This is a genomic window from Actinoplanes ianthinogenes (genome assembly GCF_018324205.1).
Lineage (GTDB): Bacteria > Actinomycetota > Actinomycetes > Mycobacteriales > Micromonosporaceae > Actinoplanes > Actinoplanes ianthinogenes.
The window spans coordinates 9,338,945-9,359,094 of the sequence record NZ_AP023356.1; the positions used below are offsets into that span (position 1 = coordinate 9,338,945).

Annotated in this window: 24 protein-coding genes; 13 read left to right on the plus strand and 11 right to left on the minus strand. The window is 70.6% G+C overall.

Annotated elements, in window-relative coordinates; all coding sequences use genetic code 11:
• Positions 1 to 12: 12 nt before the first annotated feature.
• Entirely contained in the window at positions 13 to 531 is a 519-nt protein-coding gene (locus tag Aiant_RS42425; protein WP_189330279.1) for an AAA family ATPase, read from the minus strand.
• A 99-nt stretch (positions 532 to 630) separates the two neighbouring features.
• On the opposite strand from Aiant_RS42425, the gene Aiant_RS42430 reads away from it, so the two are divergent.
• Entirely contained in the window at positions 631 to 1,482 is an 852-nt protein-coding gene (locus tag Aiant_RS42430; RefSeq protein WP_268248717.1) for a DUF3626 domain-containing protein, read from the plus strand.
• Between the two features lie 39 nt (positions 1,483 to 1,521).
• Here Aiant_RS42430 and Aiant_RS42435 read toward each other — a convergent pair whose 3' ends face one another.
• Together Aiant_RS42435 and Aiant_RS42440 are read right to left on the minus strand one after the other, a co-directional pair.
• On the minus strand, positions 1,522 to 2,367 hold the full coding sequence (locus tag Aiant_RS42435; RefSeq protein WP_189330280.1) for an NAD(P)H-binding protein: 846 nt from the start codon (positions 2,365 to 2,367) through the stop codon (positions 1,522 to 1,524).
• A gap of 56 nt (positions 2,368 to 2,423) precedes the next feature.
• Positions 2,424 to 2,933, minus strand: a complete 510-nt coding sequence (locus tag Aiant_RS42440) for a pyridoxamine 5'-phosphate oxidase family protein (RefSeq protein ID WP_189330281.1) — start codon at positions 2,931 to 2,933, stop codon at positions 2,424 to 2,426.
• A 77-nt stretch (positions 2,934 to 3,010) separates the two neighbouring features.
• On the opposite strand from Aiant_RS42440, the gene Aiant_RS42445 reads away from it, so the two are divergent.
• Both Aiant_RS42445 and Aiant_RS42450 read left to right on the plus strand, forming a co-directional pair.
• Entirely contained in the window at positions 3,011 to 3,892 is an 882-nt protein-coding gene (locus tag Aiant_RS42445) for a fructosamine kinase family protein (RefSeq protein ID WP_229829990.1), read from the plus strand.
• A 45-nt stretch (positions 3,893 to 3,937) separates the two neighbouring features.
• Positions 3,938 to 4,762 (plus strand): TIGR03619 family F420-dependent LLM class oxidoreductase, encoded by an 825-nt coding sequence (locus Aiant_RS42450; RefSeq protein ID WP_189330282.1) that lies wholly within the window; start codon positions 3,938 to 3,940, stop codon positions 4,760 to 4,762.
• A 1-nt stretch (position 4,763) separates the two neighbouring features.
• On the opposite strand, the gene Aiant_RS42455 is transcribed toward Aiant_RS42450, so the two are convergent.
• A complete protein-coding gene (locus tag Aiant_RS42455) occupies positions 4,764 to 4,946 on the minus strand; it encodes a DUF4253 domain-containing protein (protein WP_229829991.1) in 183 nt (60 codons plus the stop codon).
• 95 nt (positions 4,947 to 5,041) lie between these two features.
• On the opposite strand from Aiant_RS42455, the gene Aiant_RS42460 reads away from it, so the two are divergent.
• Both Aiant_RS42460 and Aiant_RS42465 read left to right on the plus strand, forming a co-directional pair.
• Positions 5,042 to 5,620, plus strand: a complete 579-nt coding sequence (locus tag Aiant_RS42460) for a GNAT family N-acetyltransferase (protein WP_189330284.1) — start codon at positions 5,042 to 5,044, stop codon at positions 5,618 to 5,620.
• On the plus strand, positions 5,617 to 6,063 hold the full coding sequence (locus Aiant_RS42465) for a hypothetical protein (protein WP_189330285.1): 447 nt from the start codon (positions 5,617 to 5,619) through the stop codon (positions 6,061 to 6,063). Before Aiant_RS42460 ends, Aiant_RS42465 begins: the two co-directional genes overlap by 4 nt.
• 50 nt (positions 6,064 to 6,113) lie before the next feature.
• Here Aiant_RS42465 and Aiant_RS42470 read toward each other — a convergent pair whose 3' ends face one another.
• Positions 6,114 to 6,830 carry a hypothetical protein gene (locus tag Aiant_RS42470; RefSeq protein ID WP_189330286.1) on the minus strand — a complete coding sequence of 239 codons (717 nt, stop codon included), beginning with the start codon at positions 6,828 to 6,830 and terminating at the stop codon, positions 6,114 to 6,116.
• Positions 6,831 to 6,963: 133 nt separating this feature from the next.
• On the opposite strand from Aiant_RS42470, the gene Aiant_RS42475 reads away from it, so the two are divergent.
• Positions 6,964 to 7,359 (plus strand): hypothetical protein, encoded by a 396-nt coding sequence (locus Aiant_RS42475; RefSeq protein WP_189330287.1) that lies wholly within the window; start codon positions 6,964 to 6,966, stop codon positions 7,357 to 7,359.
• A 98-nt stretch (positions 7,360 to 7,457) separates the two neighbouring features.
• On the opposite strand, the gene Aiant_RS42480 is transcribed toward Aiant_RS42475, so the two are convergent.
• Positions 7,458 to 7,994, minus strand: a complete 537-nt coding sequence (locus Aiant_RS42480; RefSeq protein ID WP_189330288.1) for a dihydrofolate reductase family protein — start codon at positions 7,992 to 7,994, stop codon at positions 7,458 to 7,460.
• A 37-nt stretch (positions 7,995 to 8,031) separates the two neighbouring features.
• Entirely contained in the window at positions 8,032 to 8,913 is an 882-nt protein-coding gene (locus Aiant_RS42485; protein ID WP_189330289.1) for a metallophosphoesterase family protein, read from the minus strand.
• A 73-nt stretch (positions 8,914 to 8,986) separates the two neighbouring features.
• On the opposite strand from Aiant_RS42485, the gene Aiant_RS42490 reads away from it, so the two are divergent.
• Complete coding sequence (locus Aiant_RS42490; protein WP_189330290.1) at positions 8,987 to 9,520, plus strand: VanZ family protein; 534 nt, start codon at positions 8,987 to 8,989, stop codon at positions 9,518 to 9,520.
• Between the two features lie 56 nt (positions 9,521 to 9,576).
• On the opposite strand, the gene Aiant_RS42495 is transcribed toward Aiant_RS42490, so the two are convergent.
• Both Aiant_RS42495 and Aiant_RS42500 read right to left on the minus strand, forming a co-directional pair.
• On the minus strand, positions 9,577 to 10,953 hold the full coding sequence (locus tag Aiant_RS42495) for a S28 family serine protease (RefSeq protein ID WP_189330291.1): 1,377 nt from the start codon (positions 10,951 to 10,953) through the stop codon (positions 9,577 to 9,579).
• 29 nt (positions 10,954 to 10,982) lie between these two features.
• Complete coding sequence (locus tag Aiant_RS42500) at positions 10,983 to 11,978, minus strand: LacI family DNA-binding transcriptional regulator (RefSeq protein ID WP_229829992.1); 996 nt, start codon at positions 11,976 to 11,978, stop codon at positions 10,983 to 10,985.
• Between the two features lie 291 nt (positions 11,979 to 12,269).
• On the opposite strand from Aiant_RS42500, the gene Aiant_RS42505 reads away from it, so the two are divergent.
• The 5 genes from Aiant_RS42505 to Aiant_RS42525 all read left to right on the plus strand — a co-directional run bounded on the left by Aiant_RS42505 (position 12,270) and on the right by Aiant_RS42525 (position 17,391).
• Complete coding sequence (locus Aiant_RS42505) at positions 12,270 to 13,535, plus strand: ABC transporter substrate-binding protein (RefSeq protein ID WP_189330293.1); 1,266 nt, start codon at positions 12,270 to 12,272, stop codon at positions 13,533 to 13,535.
• A gap of 66 nt (positions 13,536 to 13,601) precedes the next feature.
• Positions 13,602 to 14,516 (plus strand): carbohydrate ABC transporter permease, encoded by a 915-nt coding sequence (locus Aiant_RS42510; protein ID WP_189330294.1) that lies wholly within the window; start codon positions 13,602 to 13,604, stop codon positions 14,514 to 14,516.
• A gap of 6 nt (positions 14,517 to 14,522) precedes the next feature.
• Complete coding sequence (locus tag Aiant_RS42515; RefSeq protein ID WP_189330295.1) at positions 14,523 to 15,422, plus strand: carbohydrate ABC transporter permease; 900 nt, start codon at positions 14,523 to 14,525, stop codon at positions 15,420 to 15,422.
• Positions 15,423 to 15,445: 23 nt separating this feature from the next.
• Positions 15,446 to 16,792 carry a GH1 family beta-glucosidase gene (locus Aiant_RS42520; protein WP_189330668.1) on the plus strand — a complete coding sequence of 449 codons (1,347 nt, stop codon included), beginning with the start codon at positions 15,446 to 15,448 and terminating at the stop codon, positions 16,790 to 16,792.
• Between the two features lie 62 nt (positions 16,793 to 16,854).
• Positions 16,855 to 17,391 (plus strand): LytR C-terminal domain-containing protein, encoded by a 537-nt coding sequence (locus Aiant_RS42525; protein ID WP_189330296.1) that lies wholly within the window; start codon positions 16,855 to 16,857, stop codon positions 17,389 to 17,391.
• Between the two features lie 15 nt (positions 17,392 to 17,406).
• Here Aiant_RS42525 and Aiant_RS42530 read toward each other — a convergent pair whose 3' ends face one another.
• Positions 17,407 to 17,568 (minus strand): hypothetical protein, encoded by a 162-nt coding sequence (locus tag Aiant_RS42530; RefSeq protein WP_212846806.1) that lies wholly within the window; start codon positions 17,566 to 17,568, stop codon positions 17,407 to 17,409.
• The gene (locus Aiant_RS42535; protein WP_212846808.1) at positions 17,516 to 18,067 is read right to left on the minus strand and encodes a hypothetical protein; all 552 of its coding nucleotides are present in this window, start codon (positions 18,065 to 18,067) and stop codon (positions 17,516 to 17,518) included. Before Aiant_RS42535 ends, Aiant_RS42530 begins: the two co-directional genes overlap by 53 nt.
• Before the next feature lie 160 nt (positions 18,068 to 18,227).
• On the opposite strand from Aiant_RS42535, the gene Aiant_RS42540 reads away from it, so the two are divergent.
• A complete protein-coding gene (locus Aiant_RS42540; protein WP_189330297.1) occupies positions 18,228 to 20,150 on the plus strand; it encodes an APC family permease in 1,923 nt (640 codons plus the stop codon).

Consider the following 20,150-nt stretch of genomic DNA (forward strand, 5'->3'; position numbering starts at 1 on the left):
CCCATCACCCGTTCAGCCGGTGACCGCGCTCGTGATCCGCCGCGCGGCCTCGTCCGGCGTGAGACGGGTGGTGTCCACAACCTCCGCCTCGGCGTGCAGCCACGTCCGGGCCGCCTCCGCGTAAGGCTCCAGGTAGGCCAGTCGAAACGGCGACGGGACGGGATGGGCCGCCGAGATGCGCTCCCGCAGAGTGTCCTGATCGGCGTGCAGGACGAAGTGCCGCACCGGGATCCCGCGCTCGGCGAGACCCGCGCTGATCTCCCGCCAATACTGTTCGACCAGGACGGTCATCGGCATCACCAGCGTGCCGCCGGTGTAGTCGAGCACCCGCCGTGCGGTCTCCACGACCAGATGCCGCCACGGCGGCCAGTGCTGGAAGTTGTCCGTCGCAGGGAGGCCGGGCGTGATGTCCATCAGCGTCTCGCCGACCTTCTCGGCGTCGAGCACCCGGGAGTCCGGAACCAGCTTCTGCACGATCGCACCGGTCGTCGTCTTGCCGACGCCGTGGGTTCCGTTGATCCACACGATCACGGCGTCAGGGTAGTGCTCCGGGCGTACCGAAAGCTTGTTCTTTCAGCACCGATTCGGCGCAGGAGAAGCGCCTGGCGAGCCTCTGTGAGACTTCTCCGGGTGAGCTACCCATCGCTGGACACCTCGCGGGCCGCTGCCGCCGTGGCGCACGTGCGGAACCTGGCCCGAGGTCAGCGGATCGATCCGTCATGGCGGGTGACGGTGCACTTTCACCCCGACCGCCTTGTCGATGACATGACCATCCTGCGCGCGATGGCCACCGACGGCCGTTACCGCTCGCAGTTCGAGACCGGCACGAGCAACGGAGGGCTGAGTTGCCACACCGGCGGAGACCGCTGGCGCTGGGAAAGTCGTCTCTTCGGCGGCGCCTACGACGACGCCCCACCGGCGGCGCGCCCGGTCTACGGCTCGTTGAACCACCGACACCGGCCAGCAGGCGGCTCACCCCGATTCGGTTCGGCTCACCTGCGTCTGAACGTGGCCACCCTGGCGCGCACCACCTTCTGCTACCCCGACAGCGTCTTTGAGCCCGTCGAGGTGGGCACCGCTGACCGCTGCGCTCTGGCCGACCTCGCCGATGCCGACGACAAGGAACCGCTCGACGACTACGTCGAGGCACATGTCCATGGGGGCGTTGTCCTCGCCCGTGACGTCGAGGCTCTGGTGTTGGACCCCTGTTTCCGTGACACCGAGGTCGAGGCTGACGCGCACCTGCTCGGCGTGCCCGTGCAATGGCACCACGGCTTTCGCGCCCGCATCGATGACATCGCCGCTCACCCCGGCTACCGCGGCCCCGACATCGTCGTGGCCGCCGCCCTCATCGCTCGGGAGGGCATCCTGGACGCCCGCATCATCGGTGCCGCCGTCCGTGAAGGGCTCTTCGACGAGCAATCCCTCAAACGCGTCTGGCACTGCACCGCGCGCTTCGGACACCCCGACATCCGGCCCTGACGACCGTACGCTCACGCCGGCAGCCCGCATCGTGGAGGTTCAACAGCGGTCCACTTGAAGCAGGTCCTCCAGCGGGCGTGGTGGTCGGCCGGCAAGCAGCCGGACGCCGTCGCCGAGACGGGCAAGGTGCCCTTCGCGGATGGCGCGGCCGCTGCCGGTGAACAGCTCGAACGTTCCCGCATTGGCCGGATCGGCGACGAACGCGGCCCGGTGGCGTTCGTAAGCGTCGTCGCCGACGTCGACCCGCTCGATACGCGCGCCGAAACGTCCGCTCACGAGCGCCAGATAGCCGTCAGCGGTGACCAGGGCCGGACCGGTGACGTCGTACACGTGGCCCTCGTGCCCGTCGCCGGTGAGCGCGCCGGCGGCCGCGGCGGCGCAGTCGGCTCGCGCGACGAACGCGTGGCCGCCGTCGCCGAGGTTGGTGATCCACCGCCCGTCGCGGGCGTAGCAGCGGGCGAGCTCGGTGCGAAGGTCGGCGTACAGGGCATTACGCAGGATCGTCCACGGCACCCCGGCCGCGGTGAGGTCGGCCTCGCTGTGCAGGTGGATGCCCGCTGCCGGGAACGGGTTGTCCCGCACCGGGTTCTGCACGGAGGTATAGACGATTCGCTCGACTCCGGCCCGCGCCGCCGCCTGGAACGCGGCACGATGCGCGCCCACCGCGTCCCGCGCACCGATCGTGCTGATCACCAGCAGCCGATCCACACCCCGGAACGCCTCCTCGAGCGTGTGCGGCCGCTCGAAGTCCCCGTACCGCGTCCGGGCGTCGATCCTGGTCCTGGATATCGGCACCAGCGACCCGGCAGGCGTCCCTCGGGCGAGCAGCTCATCGATCACCAGGCGGCCGAGCCGCCCCGACGCCCCCGTCACGGCAACGATCACGGCCGTCAACCTAGCCCGCGAGGTCAACCGGATCCGCTGGAGCAGGGAGACAGGTGCTAATCGGGTTCTGATCGTGGCGGGGTGACCGCGAGGCGGGCATCGGTGATGTTGTCGAAGCGGGTGTCGCCGCCGGTGACGAGCACGAAATGCCTGCTCACCGCGGCCTGATAGACCTCCAGCGGCCCGGCCGGACCGAGATCGTCCGGACCCACCCGGCGCTCGGCGGGCAGCCGCGTGTTCAGCATGGTCAGCGCCGACGCGTAGGCGTCGCGGGGGAGCAGCTCGGCGGTCGCCTCCAGGTAGATCGCCTCCGCCTGGCCGATCGGCGCGTTCGTGTCGAAGACCGTGATGCTCACCGTCGGGCGCACCGCGATGTTGCGCGAGTGCCGGCTGTCCGGCGCGGACACCCACAGAATTCGATCCTCACCGGCGGCCGCGAAGAACACCGGGGTCGCCCACGGATTCCCGTCGCCGTCGGCGGTGCCGAGCACGAGGTACCGATGCTGAGCGAGCATCCGGGGCACGGTCGCCCACAGAGCCGCCTGCACCGCCGGATCGCTGTCCATCAGGCCTCCTCCGCGCAGAAGGCCATCATAGTTTTCGGTACGCCCTGAGCACCGCACCGAGCCTAAGATCAACAAACGTGACTTCCTCCGGGCAATACCTGTTGGAGTGTGTGCGAAGGGCCGGGATGCTCGACGTCGTCGCCGTGGAGCCGGCCTCCGGTGGGCTCGCGGCGCTCGCCGGCATCGCCACCCGGCGGGATGCGCCGCCGGTCTTCGTCAAGGCGTTCGCCGAGCCGCCGGACGAGGACGTGTTCGCCGCGGAGGCCGACGGGCTGGCCGCCCTGCGCGAGCTCGGCGGCCTGGCGACGCCCGAGGTGATCCTGGCGGATCGGAATCTGCTCGTGCTGTCGATGCTGGAGCCCAGGCCCGGCACGGAGAGCTTCTGGGAGCAGGCCGCCCACGTGCTCGCCGGGATGCATCTGAGCACGGTGAACCCCCGCTTCGGCTGGCATCGCGACAACTGGCTGGGGCGGCGGCGGCAGGTCAACACGTGGAGCGACGACGGCTTCGCGTTCTTCGCCGAGCATCGGCTGCTGCGCTGGCTCGGGGAGCCCCGCGTCGAGGCGGCCCTCGACACCGGTGACCGGGCGGCGCTGGAGCGGCTCTGCGGCCGGCTGCCCGAGGTGCTGCCGAAGCAGCCGGCCTGCCTGACGCACGGTGACCTGTGGGCGCAGAACGTGATGGCCACCGCGGACGGACGGCCTGCGCTGATCGACCCGGCCGTTTCCTACATGTGGGCGGAGGTGGACCTCGCGCACGTGTGGACCACCGCGCCGCCGCCCGAAGCGGCGCGGTTCTTCGCGGTCTATGCGGAGCTGACGTCCCTGGACGCGGGCTGGCGGGAGCGGATGCCGATCATCCAGTTGCGGCAGCATCTGGCGGTGCTGGCCCAGTTCGACCAGGACTGGGGCGCGGCCGGGCTCATCCGCGCGACGCTCGCCCCGTTCCGGGCGCGATGACCTCGCCGGTCGGCACGACCGGGTGACGCCCACTACTGTGATCGGATGAAGTTCGGGCTGTACGGACTGCACCGCGACCGCAACGTCGATCCCGCCGTCCTGGCCCGGCGCGCCAGGCTCGCCGAGGAGGCGGGCTTCGAGTCGCTCTGGGTCGGCGACCACATCGCGCTTCCCCTCGGCGAGGGCAACCCGCCCCGCCTGGAGGCCATGGTCGCGCTGACCTATCTGGCGGCCGTGACCACCCGGGTCCGCCTCGGGGTCGGCCTGATCGTGCTCCCGCAGCGCCAGCCGGTACTCCTGGCCAAACAGCTCACCTCCCTGGACGTGCTGTCCGGCGGCCGGCTCACCGTCGCCGTCGGCGCCGGATACGTCGAGCCCGAGCTGCACGCGATGGGCGTGACCCTGGCCGAGCGGGGCGCCCGCACCGACGAATACCTGACCGCGATGCGCGCGTTGTGGGCCACGGAGCCGGCGTTCGACGGCCGGTTCGTGTCGTACTCCGGCGTCGTCCAGCATCCGCAGCCGGTCCAGCGCCCGCACCCGCCGATCGTGGTCGGTGGACACTCCGCCGCCGCCTACCGCCGGGCGGTCCGGCAGGGGAGCGGCTGGTACGGCTGGGGCCTGGACGTCGAGCAGACCGCGAAGACGCTGTTCACCCTGGCCGAGACCGCCCGCGGGGAGCACCGGCCGGCGGAGCTGGGCGAGCTGGAGATCACCATCACCCCGCCGGGCCCGCCGGACCTCGACACCGCCCGCCGGTACGCCGAGCTCGGCGTCGACCGGCTCATCATCGAGCTGGAAGGCATCGACGACGACGCGGTCGACGGCGTGATCGCCTCGGTCGGGGAAACCCTGGCCGGCCGGGTCTGACTCACGGCCGCTCGTAAAGGCACCACTGGTCGAGCTGGAGGAGTGCCCGGGCGTAGGCCCGCGTGGTGGTCCCGGCGGTCAGCCCGGCGATCGCGACGTGTTCCATCGCCAGCTGCTCGGCATCGGCGAGGCCGGTGGGCGGCCGGCCCACGGTGAAACCGGTGGCGAGCCCGATCATCGCCACAGTCTTGATGAAGTCGCGGCGCGATCGGAAGGCAGATCGCCATTCCCGGTGGGGACCGCCCTCACATCCTGACCGCGTTCGTCCAGACTGAACGGATGACGTTGACGACCCGGCTGCTCACCCCGGAGACGTGGGACGACTTCGCCGCCCTCGTCGAGGCCAGCAACGGTGTCTGGGGCGGCTGCTGGTGCATGGCCTTCCACCCCGAGGGCGTCGGCCCCGGCCGCACCCCCGACGGCAACCGCGAGGCCAAACTCCGCCACGTCACCCGCGGGACCGTCCACCAGATCCTCGTCTACGACGGCGACCGCTGCGTCGGCTGGTGCCAGTTCGGCCCGCCCGCCGAACTCCCCAACGTCAAGAACCGGCGTACCTACGACCGTGACGCCGACACCCCACCGGATTGGCGGATCGGCTGCGTCTTCACCAACGCCAAGGACCGCGGCACCGGCGTCGCCGCCACCGCGGTCGCCGCGGCGCTCGGCGAGATCCGGCGCGCCGGTGGCGGGATCGTCGAAGCCTATCCGGAGCAGACCGAGGACCGGCCGCCCCAGCGTGGCGCCTACCTGCACACCGGCCCGGAGGAGCTGTACACCAGGCACGGCTTCACCCGCGTCCGGAAGATCGCCAAGTGGCGCTGGGTCATGCGCGCCGAGGTACCCTCCACGACATGATCGACCCCGTGTGGCACACCGCCTCCCTGGTCCATCTCCGGCGGATGCTCGCCTATGCGAAAGGCTCCCTCGACCACGACGCGAGCCGCAACATGGTCTTTGGTTTCCGGCAGCAGCTGGAGCTGACCCTGCCGTGGGGCATGGACGACGGCGACGCCGTGGTCCGCCTGACGCTGGCCCCGCCGCCGTCCGTGCAGACCGGCAAGCGTGGCCTGCTGTCCGTGGTCGTCTTCGCCGAGGCGGTCCGGTTCGGCGGCCGGCTCAACCCGCCGCACTACCCGGGCGACGGCAAGCCGATCACCCAGCCGCGTGGCGTGCCGTCGCTGACCACCAGCATCGCGGACTACCTGCGCGAGCAGACGGACGGCAGCCCGCTCATCCCGGTCGGCGACGGCTCCCTCCGGTTCGTGCTCCCTTCCTTCCCGTCGACCCTGGACTCGTAGACGGGCGATCGGATCCCGGAAAGCCGGAAGCTCCTGGCCTGCCCCGTGCCTCAGGTCGACTCGTACTCGTCCTCGTCCACGAAGCCGGCCTGGTCGCGCCACTCCTCCTGGCGCTCCCGCCACGCCGCGCGTTCCTCGGCCTCGCTGCCCGGCCGCCACCGGTCGCCGTCCTTGGTCAGGACCGGCGGGAACAGCCGGCCGTCGAGCCAGCGGGCCAGCCAGGCGGTCAGCGTCAGACCCTGCGGGAAGGACGGTGGCACGCCGGTCGGCACCCGGTACGCCGTCGTGCCCCAGATCTGCCCGCCGAGAAGGTCGATCTCGGTGGCGCCGCCGCCCTCCCAGTAGCAGAGCACCCGCCCGATCCGCGGCCGGTCCCCGCCGAAACTCGACCGGTCCCGGCTCACGTTCTGCGCGGACGTCAGCCGGATCAGGCCGTGCCCGGGACCGAACCCACCGTTGCCGACCTCCAGGTAGAGCCGCCGCAGCAACGGCGGGAACCGGCGCCGTGCCCGCTCCTCCAGCTCGTCCAGAAGCTCCGGCGGCGCCGGTTCGAGCGGCGGCAACGGCACCAGCCACCCGTTCGCCAGGGCCGTCGCGAACCGTTCGGTGCCCCGCCGGTACAGCCGGCGGAACGAACCCGGCGGCCACTCCTCGAGGTCATGCTCGTCGCCGTCGAGGTCGATCCCGTGCCGCCCCGGGATCCGATCCCGGTACAGCCCTGCCTCGACGAGCCGGCGGATCCCGTCGAAAACCTCGTCATCGGTCACCGTGAAACTCCGTCAGCCGAGTGATTCCCTGTGGTGGGGGCGATGCTCGATGGCATCAGGGAACCGTCTGTGCGGTGACGGTACAGGCGGTCCCGTTCCTGATCGAACTCAGCGCCCTCACCGACCCGGACGAGTGCGACGGGGCAGCCCTGCCGGCGTCCGGGAGGCGATCGTCGCGGGCAGCCCGGCCCTGCCGCCGGCGATCGAGGATCCGGACCCGCTGGTCCGCGCGGCCGACGCCTGCGTGCTCGGGCGCTGCGGCGGCGCGGGAACAGTGAGAACGACCCCACGGTCCGCGGTCAGCGATGTCGCTGCCGGCCCGTTTCCGGACAAGTCGGTCCGCTCCCGCCGCACCTCACTCGCCGACCTCGACGCCGCGGCGGTCACAGCGGCCGCACGTGCCGGCGCCGCCGTGTCCCAGGTAGCGGACCTGCTGGCTGCCCTCGCCGCCCGGCTCATGCCGTCGGCGGTGGAGACGCCCCGGTCCGCTTCCTCAGCGACGGGGACGCTTCGGTCCGGTCGGCGGTGACGAGCGGAGCCCTCAGAGCGGTTCCCGGGACGACAGCGAGTCGTTCCAGCGGGACTTGCGGGAGGCGGTGGCAGCCTTGCTGGACGTCCGGGCCGCGGCTACTTCCGCACGCGGAAGCGGAGCATCGTGACGGCACCCGACTGGATGTTGCCGAACGGTTCCAGGTCGATCCGGTCCAGCCCGGACGGCGTGAAGCGGACCCCGTCGCCGAGCAGCACCGGCACGACGTACACCAGGATCTCGTCGACGAGCCCGCGCCGCAGGCACTGGGCGGCCACGTCGGCGCCGAGGATCTCCAGGTTCTTGCCGCCCGCGGCGCCGCGGGCGGTGGCAACGGCCTCCTCGATGTCACAGGTGAGGAACGTGACGGCAGGGTCCGGCTGCTCGGGCGGCTCGTGCGTGAGGACGAACTGCGGTCCGCCTTCATAAGGGGCGTCCGAGCCGGCCATCCGCTTGGCGACGTCGTAGGTGCCCCGGCCGACCAGCATGGCGCCGGTGGCCTCCATGACCTCCGGGAACGTGGTCGCGGTCAGGTATTCGAAGATCCAGTCCATCGTGTGACCGGGACCGGCGATGAATCCGTCCAGCGACATCGCCCTGTTCACGACCACTTTGCCGGTGCTCACAGCACTCATCCGCCTTCTCCGGGAATCGTGGGGCCTGGAGCCCGCATCATAGGCCGAGCTCGGCGATGACCGAGGACAGCTCGCTGGCGTCGATCTCATAAGCGGTCCGGCCCGCCTGGGGGTCGCGGGCGTGCAGGGTGTGAAAGATCGGTGAGTGCGGGCCGCCGAGGTCGATCAGGGTGGCGGAGGCGCCCTTGACCGCGCGTTCGGTGCCGGGTGTCGCGGTCAGGTCGATGCGGGTGACCACGCCCGGGGTGACCCAGACCGGCACGCCCGCGAGCATCCCGAACAGTTGCAGGTGGAAGTGTCCGCAGAGGATCAGCCGCACGTCGCTGCCGCCGATCGCGGCCGCGAGCTGGTCGCCGTTGCGCAGGCCGAGAGCGTCCTGCACCGCCACGCCGGGAACGACGACCGGCGGATGGTGAAAGGCGAGAATGGTGCCGTGCGGCGCCGGCGACGCCAGGATCTGCCGCAGCCACGCCAGCTGCGCCGCGCTGATCAGCCCGTACCCCTTGCCCGGCACGAGCGAGTCGAGCGTGACGATCCGATAGCCGGCGACCGTGGTCACCGCGGCCCGCTCACCGACGGCGTCGTCCAGCCGCTGTTCGGGCCGGTCCCGGCCGTCCGCGTCGAGGTGACCGCTGCCCAGCACCGCGGTGAACGCCGCCCGCTCATCATGGTTGCCGGTGGTCAGCAGAGCCGGAATGCCCCGATCCCCGGCAAACGTCAAGACCGCTTTGCGTACGTCTTCGTAAGCCTCCCGCGACCCGTCGTCGGCGATGTCGCCCGTGACGACGACGGCGTCCAGCCCGGGCAGCTCGCCGCAGTCGTCCAGGATGCGCCGCAACGAGTCCCGGGTGTCGACGCCCTCGCCGTCCGGCCCCGGCAAACGTGAAAGATGTGTGTCGGAAAGGTGCAGGATCCGCATCCGGCGACGCTATCCAAGATCCCGGCATGGTGCGATCTCCCTGGACGCGCGAACGGGGGAGGGGGAGCCCGGTATGCCTGGCTCGATCATGGGAGTGGTCGCCGGCACGGTGGCCGCGTTGCCGCTGGCCGGCCTGGTGGTGTGGGTGCTGGCACGCCGCCGCGGGACCATGCGGGACGCGCTGGCCGAGGTCGGCATCGTGTACGGCACGGTCCCGTGGATCTGGATGATCCTGCTGCCGGGGCATCGGGGCGGGGTGAACCTGGTGCCGCTGCACGACCTGGCCGAGGTCCTCGCGGTCGGTCCGGGGTTCGCGACCGTGCAGATCGTCGGCAACCTGCTGGTCTTCGCGGCGCTCGGCTTCTTCGCGCCGATCCGGTTCACGGCGCTGGCCTCGGTGCCCCGGATCCTCGCGGTCGGCGCCGCCGGATCCGTCCTCGTCGAGGTTCTCCAGTACGTGCTGCGCCTGGACCGCTTCTCCTCGGTGGACGACGTTCTGCTCAACGCGGCCGGCGCCGGGCTGGCCGCGCTGGCCTCACGCCGCTGGTGGCGTACCGAGCAGAGGTCACGTGAGGTACGCCGCGAGCGGGATGTCCTGCTCCCGTAGCGCCGCGATCAGGCGCCCGCCGGCAAGGAGCCAAGGAGCCGGCGGGCGCGGGCCGGTCAGCGGAGGCGGCGGCGGTCGCCGATCATGTCGTCGAGCGGCACGTCCAGTGGCCGCGCGGCGGTGAGCGTCGCCGGCACGCCGGCCCAGCGGCGCAGCATCGCGGTGGCCGCTGCGGCATCCTCCGGGCTCAGGGCGGCGATCTTCGCACCGTGGTTGGCGCCCGGCGCGACGTACAACGCCGAGTCACGCTTGCTCGGGGTGAACCGCTCGGCGCTCCACGGGTCGTTCTGGCCGTACACGAAGAGCATCCGCTCCGAGGCGGTGCGCACCCACAGGTCGACGTCGATCATCGGCAGCGGGTTGTGCTTGCGGCGCAGCTCCGGCGGCAGCGAGGAGTTCGCGGTGTAGATGCCGGGGTAGTGGCGCAGGCCGCGCAGGTGCTCGAAGCGCAGGCTGGGCCAGCCCAGCTGACCGGCCGCCTGGTAGTAGTACGGCCAGTACGGCTCCAGTCCCTGGTCGGTGTAGAAGCTCCAGCCGGCGACGGTGTCGATCCAGGCGTACAACTCGTCGTCGGTCGCGGTCGCGGCGGGCACGGTCGCGCAGTCCGCGGCCGTGCTGTACTGCCAGAACGCCCAGACCGAGTCGAGCACGGTCATCTCGAACGAGCGGTCGGCGGTGCCGATCGACCCGCTGAACGTCCAGCCCTGCTCGGCCGCGTCGGCCTCCAGGTGGGCGACCAGCCGGTCGCGGCGGCGCAGCGCCTCCTGCTGGACGCCGTCGAGGGCGGCGCGGCACTCCGGGGTGCCGACCGTGTCGAAGAACTTGTCGTACGCCCGGTCCGCCGGGTTGATCACGTCGTCCGGCGCGACGTAGGCGACCACGCCGTCGACGTCCCCGGGGAAGAACCGCCGGTGGTAGACCGAGGTCATGCCGCCCTTGCTGCCACCGGTCTGGATCCAGCGTCCGGAATAGACGCTCTTGAGCGCGGTGACGATCCGGTGCTCGTCGTTCGCCTCCTGCCAGATGTCCAGGTCCGACCAGTCGGCCGGCACGGGCCGCGACGGGGTGAAGAACCGGTGCTCGACCGAGACCTGGTTGGCGCCGAGCAGGGCGGTCGGCTCGGTCTGGGTCGGCCGCGGGCTCGCGGCGAGGTTGTAGCCGTTGGTGTACAGCACGGTCGGTGAGCTGTCCGAGCGGTGCAGCAGGGTCAGCCGCTGCTCGTAGCTGCCCCGGGCGGGATGGCGGTGGTCGGCCGGCTGCCGGTACGTCAGCACGAAGAACCGGTATCCGGTGCCCTGGGTCTCGGAGACGACGGAGAGGCCGGGGATGGCCGCCAGCTGGTCCAGCAGCGGGTCGTCCGCGGCGCGAGCGACAGTGGCCGGGGATAGGGCCACCAGGAGTGAGGAGAGGATGGCAACGATGCGTGATCTCACGCCCGTCACCTTATCGACGTAGGGCTATCTCAGGTGGACCCGCGGACGATCAGTTCGGTGGGCAGCGCGGTGGGTTCCGGCGCCGCGGCGGTGCCCGGCAGCATGGCCAGCAGCGCCTCGGCGGCCGCCGTGCCGATCCCGGTCTTGTCCTGGGCGACGGTGGTCAGGCCGGGCGGGATCAGCGCCGCCACCTCGATGTCGTCGAAGCCGATGATCGCGATGTCGTCCGGCACGCGCAGGCCGGCCTCGTGCGCGGCGCGCAGGGCGCCGACCGCCATCTCGTCACCGGCGGCGAAGACCGCGGTCGGCCGGGGGTCGCGGGTGAGCAGCTGCCGCATGGCGGCGCGTCCACTGTCGAGATACCAGTCGCCGGACACGATGTCGTCGTCGGCGAGCGCCAGGCCCGCCTCGGCCAGCGCTGTCCGGAATCCGTCGAGCCGCTCGACCGCCGGGTAGGCCGGCAGCGGCCCGGTGATGGTGGCGATCCGCCGGTGACCGCGGGCGATCAGGTGCTGCGCGGCGAGACGGCCGCCCCCGGCGTTGTCCGAGGTGATGTACGTGCAGGTCGGCCCGGTGTAGCGCAGGTCGAGGGCGACGCACGGGACCGTGGCGTCGGCCAGGGCCAGCACGGCCGGGTCGCGGCTGCCGTTGTCGATGATGACCACGCCGTCGACGTTGTGCCGCTGCACCGCGCGCAGGAACCGCTGCTCGCGGTCGAGCCCGGGGCTCTGGTCGGGGGCGAGCATCAGCAGGTGCAGGCCGTGCGCGCTCAGCGCGCTCTTGAGCGCGACCAGGATGTCCTGGAGGAACGGGTGCCGCCAGCCGGGGCGGCGGTGGTCGGTGTCCCAGACCAGGCCGACCATGTTGGACTTCTTGGTGGCGAGGGTGCGGGCCGACTCGTTGGGCAGGTAACCGACCTCGGCGGCGATGCCGAGCACGAGCTGCCGGGTCTGCTGGCTGACCACCTCCGGGGTGTTGAAGACGCGGGACACGGTGGCGACCGAGACGCCGCTGCGCCGCGCCACTTCCCTGATGCTCGACAAGGTCCCGTCCCTATGTAACCGGTTTCATCACCGTAACAGGGCTGTGTCGGACCGGTCAACACCGGTTGATCTCGTTACCCGCTCGTGACTTGACATCGGTGGCATCGATGTAGGCAAACTCTTGCACCGAGGGCGCACCCCGCCCGTCAGATCTTCCGGCCGCCCACCCAGGCCGGCCGTTCGAGCAACTCTGTTCACTGTGCTTTTGTCGTGTTCAGCAGGATGTAACCGGTTTCATGAAACCGGTTACATCGGTGAGATGGGGGATTACCAATGCGTTTGTCTCGTTCGGCGCGGCTCGTCGCGGCGGCTGCGGCCACCGCGATGGCGCTGACCGCCTGCGGCTCCGGTGGTGACAGCGGCAGCGGCAGCGACCAGGTCACGCTGTCGGTCAGCCTGTTCGGCAACTTCGGCTACCAGGAGCTCTACAAGCAGTACGAGAAGGACCACCCGAACATCAAGATCCAGGAGCGTACGGCCGACTACAACGCCCACCACCGCGACCTCGCGACGCACCTGGCCACCAACGCCGGCGCCGCGGACATCGAGGCGGTCGACACCGGCTTCATCGCCCAGATGCGCGAGGTCGGCAACCAGTTCACCGACCTGGGCACCGAGCGCGCGTCGGAGTACCTGCCGTGGAAGTGGCAGGCGTCGCTGACCAAGGACGGCAAGCAGATCGGGTACGGCACCGACGTCGGCGGCCTGGCCATCTGTTACCGCCGTGACCTGTTCCAGCAGGCCGGCCTGCCCGCCGACCGCGACCAGGTCTCCGCGGCCTGGGCGAGCGGCTGGGACAAGTACATCGCGCTGGGCGAGCAGTTCACCAAGAAGGCGCCGAAGGGAACCGCGTTCTTCGACGGCGGCGGCGCGCTGTACAACGCCGTGATCGGGCAGGCGCCGGTCGGCTTCTACAACACCGACAACAGCATCGTGGTCAGCAGCAACCCCGAGGTCCGCAAGGCCTGGGACCTGGTCGTGCAGGCGATCCAGGCCAACCTGTCGGCCAAGCTGATCGAGAGCTCGCCGGAGTGGAACAACGGTTTCGCCAAGGGCCAGTTCGCCACCATCGCCTGCCCGGCCTGGATGATGGCCAAGATCAAGGACCAGTCGAAGGCGTTCTCCGGCAAGTGGGACGTCGCGGCCGTGCCCGGTGGCGGCGGCAACTGGGGCGGTTCCTACCTGACCGTGCCCAAGCAGGGCAAGCACGTCGAGGAGGCGAAGAAGCTCGCCGCCTGGCTGACCGCGCCGGACCAGCAGGCCAAGGTCTTCACCACGCAGGGTCTGCTGCCGTCCATCCCGGCGCTGTACGACAAGCCGGAGATCGGCGCGCTCAAGGACCCGTTCTTCAACAACGCCCCGATCGGCAAGATCTTCACCACCGCCGCCAAGGAGCTGAAGCCGCAGTACCAGGGTCCGCGTGCCGGTGACATCCAGACCACCATCCGCGACGGCCTGGTCCGCGTCGAGCAGGGCAAGCAGAGCTCCGAGCAGTCCTGGACGCAGACCGTCAGCGACGTCGAGCGCCTCGCCAAGTAAGCCCACCCCCGTCCGGCCGGCGGTCGCGCGACCGCCGGCCGGCTCCGGCGACGAAGGATCTCGACCATGGCAGTCAAAGCCACCCTGAACCGGCTCGACACGAAAGGCTCGCCCTACCTTTACGTCGCGCCGTTCTTCATCCTCTTCGGCATCTTCGGGCTGTTCCCGCTGATCTACACCGGGTACGTCTCGTTCAACGACTGGAACCTGCTCGACGGTGGCGCGCACCAGTGGGTGGGCCTGGCGAACTACCGCGAGATGCTGGGCGACTCCTACTTCTGGAACGCGCTCGGCAACACGCTGAGCATCTGGGTGCTCTCCACGGTGCCGCAGCTGCTCGCCGCGCTCTGGATCGCCCACCTGCTCAACCACAAGCTGCGGGCCCGGACCAGCCTGCGGATGGGCGTGCTGCTGCCCAACATCACGTCCATCGTGGCCGTGACGATCGTGTTCACCCAGCTGTTCGGCCGCGACTTCGGCATGATCAACTGGCTGCTCGGCCTGGTCGGCGTCGGCCCGGTCGACTGGCAGGCGGACACCTGGAGCTCGCACCTGGCCATCTCGACCATCGTGATGTGGCGCTGGACCGGGTACAACGCGCTGATCTACCTGGCCTCGATGCAGGCCATCCCGCACGACCTGTACGAGGCCGCCGAGCTCGACGGCGCGTCGCCGACCCAGCAGTTCTGGCGGATCACCGTGCCGAACCTGCGGCCCACGATCATCTTCACCACCGTCATCTCCACCATCGGCGGCCTGCAGATCATGGCCGAGCCGCTGCTGTTCGCCGGCACCTCGACGCCGACCGGCGGCTCCGACCGGCAGTTCCAGACCATCGCGCTGTTCATGTACGAGCAGGGCTTCCGGGAGTTCCGGTTCGGCTACGCCTCGGCGATCGCCTGGACCCTCTGCCTGATCATCGCGATCTTCGCGGTCGTCAACTTCCTGCTGACCCGGCGCATCGCCAAGGACGAGGAGTAAGCCGACGTGACCGTTCTCGCCAACCCGCCGGCGACCCGCACCGAGCCGCCGGTCCCGCCGAAACGCCGGGCGAACCGGCACAACTTCGGGTTCCCGCGCCGCGGCTCGGTCTGGACCTACGCCGCCCTGCTGGCCATCGTGGCCGGCTCGATCTTCCCGCTGTACTGGTCGTTCGTGGTTTCGTCGCAGACCAGCGAGGCCGTCGCGAAGACGCCGCCGGTGCTGATTCCGGGCGGCCACCTGTTCGACAACATCGCCCGCGTCTTCGACAGCACCGACTTCGGCAAGGCGCTGCTGAACTCGTTCATCGTCAGCGGCTCGATCACCGTCTCGGTGGTGTTCTTCTCCACCCTGGCCGGCTTCGCGTTCGCCAAGCTGAAGTTCCGCGGCCGCAAGGTGCTGCTGGTGCTGGCCATCGCCACCTCGATGGTGCCGCAGCAGCTCGGCATCATCCCGCTGTACCTGCTGATGACCAAGCTCGGCTGGACCGATCAGCTGGCCGCGGTGATCGTGCCCGGCCTGGTCACCGCGTTCGGCGTCTTCTTCATGACCCAGTACCTCGGCCGGGCCGTCCCCGACGAGCTGCTGGAGGCCGGCCGGATGGACGGCTGCACCACGTTCGGCCTGTACTGGCACGTGGTGCTGCCGGCCGCCCGGCCGGCCGCGGCGGTGCTCGGGCTGTTCACCTTCATGCAGGCGTGGAACGACTTCTTCTGGCCGCTGGTGGTGCTCCAGAACAACGCCACCGTCCAGGTCGCCCTGTCGTCGCTGGCCAGCGGTTACACCACCGACTACACGCTCACCCTGACCGGCACGCTGCTGGCCACGCTCCCGATCCTGGTGATCTTCATGGTCCTCGGCCGGCAGATCGTCGGCGGCATCATGCAAGGAGCGATCAAAGGGTGACCGGCTCATACGACATCCCCGCGATGCCGGACGGCTTCGTCTGGGGCGCCGCCACGGCGGCCTACCAGATCGAGGGCGCGGTGGCCGAGGACGGCCGCGGCCCCTCGATCTGGGACACGTTCTGCCGGCGGCCGGGCGCGGTCGCCGACGGGAGCTCCGGCGAGGTGGCCTGCGACAGCTATCACCGGTGGTGCGACGACGTGGACCTGCTGGACGGCCTGGGGGTGGACGCCTACCGGTTCTCCGTCGCCTGGCCGCGGGTCCTGCCCACCGGGCACGGCACGGTCAACAAACCCGGGCTGGAGTACTACGACCGGCTCGTCGACGCGCTGTGCGAGAAGGGCATCCGGCCGTTCGTCACGCTGTACCACTGGGACCTGCCGCAGGCCCTGGAGGACGTGGGCGGCTGGCGGGTCCGCGACACCGCCGAGCACTTCGCCGACTACGCGACCGTGGTCGCCGAGCGGCTCGGTGACCGGGTCCATGACTGGATCACGCTCAACGAGCCGTACGTCTCCTCGATGGTCGGGTACGCCGAGGGGCGGCACGCGCCGGGCGCCACCGAGGGGCACGGCGCGCTCGCGGCCGCGCATCACCTGCTCGTCGGGCACGGGCTGACGGTGCGGGCGCTGCGGGCCGTGCAGCCCGGTGCCCGGGTCGGCATCACGCTGAACCTGTCCCCGGCGGTGCCGGCCGGCGACGCCGAGGCCGACCGGGCGGCCGCGGATCGGATGGACCTGATGCTCAACCGGCAGTTCACCGACCCGGTGCTGGGCGGCTCCTACCCGGACGGGTTCGAGCGGCTGTACGCCGGGGTGAGCGACCTGTCCTTCCGCCGCGACGGGGACCTGGCACTGATCGGCGCTCCGCTGGACTTCCTCGGCGTCAACTACTACTACCGGATCCACGCCGCCGACGCGCCGTACGAGCAGCCCGACCCGGCGCTGCGCAGCGCGTTCGACATCGGCGTGCGGTCGGCGACCCGCGCGGGCGTGCCGGTCACCGACCTGGGCTGGCCGATCGAGCCGCACGGGCTGTACGAGACGCTGACCGGGCTGGCCGGGCGGTTCCCGGGACTGCCGCCGATCTACGTGACCGAGAACGGGGTGGCGCAACTGCGGGAGGAGCCCGGGGCGGACCCGGAGCGGATCCGGTTCATCGCCGAGCATCTCGCGGCGGCCGCCCGGTCCGGCGTCGACCTGCGGGGCTACTTCTACTGGTCGCTGCTGGACAACTTCGAGTGGGCGCGGGGGTACGGGCCGCGGTTCGGGCTGGTGCACGTGGACTATCCGACCGGGGAGCGGACGCCGCGGGCGAGTTACCACTGGCTGCGGGAGCGGCTGGCGCGGCGTACCCCAATCGGATCTTGATTTTTCCTGTGATGAAGCCGTCACTGTGCAACGGATCGGGGGTGCAGCGGCGTCTTATACGCATGGGCTACACGCGCCTGCGGGCTTATCTCGTCTTCGGTGTCCTCGCCATCGCCGCGCTGGTCGTCGTGGTGGTCGCGGTGGCGCGCGACAGCCAGGGCGACCCGGCGGCGAGCGGCTGCCCGGCCGGCATGACGCTGGTGAACGTGACGCTGCCGCGCGAGCCGGCGCAGGTGAAACTCCGGGTGCTCAACGGCACCCGGAGGGCGGGCCTGGCCGACAACGTCAGCGCCGAGTTCCAGGACCGCGGGTTCAAGGTGCAGCCGTCCAAGGACAGCAAGACCAAGTTCGCCAAGGTGGCGCTGATTCAGTACGGTCCGAAATCGGTCGGCGCCGCCCAGTGGATCCGCGCCTACTTCCTCGGTGAGGCCGAGCCGCAATACAACGCGGCCCGCACCACCGACGTCATCGACATCATCGTCGGTGAGCAGTTCCGGTCGCTCGCCACCTTCACCGAGGTCAACCAGTCGATGGCACAGATCGGCGACCCGACCGCGCCGCCGGGGTCCTGTGCGGCGCCGGCCGGCGCCGGAGTCTGACCCTGAGCGGTCTCGTCACTCCTCCTCGGCGTCGAGGTCGTAGGGCGGGATGGTCCATCGCATCAGCATCTCGCCCGCCTCGCCGGCTTCGAGTGTGACCGGATAGGCCTGACCGCCGGCCCGCTCACCGCGGTGCCTGATCGAGTGGTCGCCCTGGTCCCATGCGATGCCGAGCACCCGGCAGCCGCCCACCTCGACCGCTCCGGCGCGAAGCGGATGGTGCCACGTATCGACCCCAGTAGGTGACGTCGGCGAGCCCGTCGGTCGATCCGCTGGTCAATCCCGTCCAGGCGTCCAGCCCGGCAGCGTCGCCGATGACCATGCCGCACCGGTCGACGGGCAGGTCCCCGAGCCGGACCGGCGCCGATCGATCCGCGGTCGCGGGCCATGGCAGTCCGAGATCGATCTCCAGCGTCGCGACGGTCGGCTCCTCGTCGAACGGGGACGGCGAGGTGCTCGCTCGCACCCGCAACGGCCGGTCGTCGGCGGCCGGGACCGCGACTGCCTCACACAGCCATTCTCGAAGATGGCCTCCGCCCGACGACGCGGCCGCCCGGGCACGCTCGGACAGGGACTGACCCAGGCGCGGCCAGTGGTCGATCCACCCGGCCATGCCGAGCACCACCACACCGGACGGCGCGTCGACAGTTCCGAGGTCCACGAGGATCTCACGCACGCGCCGATTGTGCGGCGTCCGGTGCGACGTGGCCGGACCGGGGCCGGCGTTTTTGACGCCTTATTAACGCGACGTGGTCGTGCTCGTGCGGTCGGCGAGTGCCAGGATTTCCTCGATGGCGGGGAACGGCCCGGCCGGGTACCACTGCCGGGAGAGACCGATGACTGTGGCCGAGCACCGCAGCACGCTGCGCGAATGGCTGCTGCAAGGGATCAGCGACCGGGCGGGGCAGCACGAGGGGCCGCACGCCGAGGCGGGTGAGCACGAGAAACCGCACTCGTGGTGGAAGGTCATGTGCCTGACCGGTGTGGACTACTTCTCCACGCTCGGTTACCAGCCGGGGATCGCGGCGCTCGCCGCCGGGGTGCTGTCGCCGCTGGCCACGCTGGTGCTGGTGGCGGTGACCCTGCTCGGGGCGCTGCCCGTCTATCGGCGGGTGGCCGCGGACAGCCCGCACGGCGAGGGCTCGATCGCGATGCTGGTGCGGCTGCTCTCGTTCTGGAAGGGCAAGCTGTTCGTCCTGGTCCTGCTCGGGTTCGCGGCCACCGACTTCATCATCACCATCACGCTGTCGGCGGCGGACGCGACCGCCCACATCGACGAGAACCCGTTCTGGCCGCAGGCGTGGCACGGCCACGAGGTCCTGGTGACGCTGCTGCTGGTCGCGCTGCTCGGTGGCGTCTTCCTCAAGGGGTTCACCGAGGCGATCGGGATCGCGGTCGCCCTGGTCGGGGTCTACCTCGCACTGAACGTGATCGTGGTCGGTGAGGCCCTGTGGGAGGTGCTGACCAACCCCGCCCGGGTCACCGACTGGACCGGCGCGATGACCACCGCGCACGGCAGCCCCCTGGCGATGGTCGGGATCGCGCTGCTGGTCTTCCCGAAACTCGCGCTCGGCCTGTCCGGCTTCGAGACCGGTGTCGCGGTGATGCCGCACATCAAGGGGAACCTGGAGCAGCGGATTCGGGGCGGCAAACAGCTGCTGACCACGGCCGCCGCGATCATGAGCGTCTTCCTGATCACCAGCAGCGTCGTGACCACCGTGCTGATCCCGGAGCGAGAGTTCCAGCCCGGCGGGCAGGCCAACGGGCGTGCCCTGGCGTACCTCGCGCACGAGAACCTGGGCAGCGTCTTCGGCAGCGTCTACGACATCTCGACCATCGCCATCCTCTGGTTCGCCGGCGCGTCCGCGATGGCCGGGCTGCTCAACCTGGTGCCGCGCTACCTGCCGAAATTCGGCATGGCGCCGTCCTGGGCCCGGGCGGTCCGCCCGCTGGTGCTGGTCTTCACCGGCACCGCGTTCCTGATCACCTGGATCTTCGACGCCGACGTGGACGCCCAGGGTGGCGCGTACGCCACCGGCGTGCTCGTGCTGATCACCTCGGCCGCCACCGCGGTGACCCTGTCCGCGCGCCGGCGCCGGCAGCGCGGCCGGACCTGGGCGTTCGCGGCGATCACCGCGATCTTCGCGTACACCACGGTGGCCAACGTGGTGGAACGCCCGGACGGCGTGAAGATCGCCGGCTGCTTCATCCTGGCGATCCTGGTGGTGTCGCTGCTGTCGCGGATCTTCCGGGCGTTCGAGCTGCGGGTCACCCGCATCGACGCCGACCACGTCGCCCAGGGCTTCCTGACCGAGCTGGGCAAACGGCAGATCCGGCTGATCGCCAACGAGCCGGACCGGCGCGACGCCGCCGAGTACTCCAACAAGATCGCGCAGATCATCGCCGACAACGACATGACCGACCAGGCCGACATCCTGTTCGTCGAGGTCACCGTCACCGACGCCTCGGACTTCGAGACCGAGCTGCACGTGCACGGGGAGGTGCTGCACCACCGGTACCGGGTGCTGACCGTGGCGAGTTCCTCGGTGCCGAGCGCGCTGGCCGCCCTGCTGTTGTGGATGCGCGACACCACGCACCGGCGGCCGCACATCTACTTCGAGTGGACCGAGGGCAACCCGGTGGCGAACTTCGCCCGCTACCTGATCTTCGGGCAGGGCGAGGTCGCGCCGGTGACCAGGGAGATGATCCGCCAGGCGGAGCCGGACCGGAAGCGGCGCCCGCACGTGCACGTCGGCTGA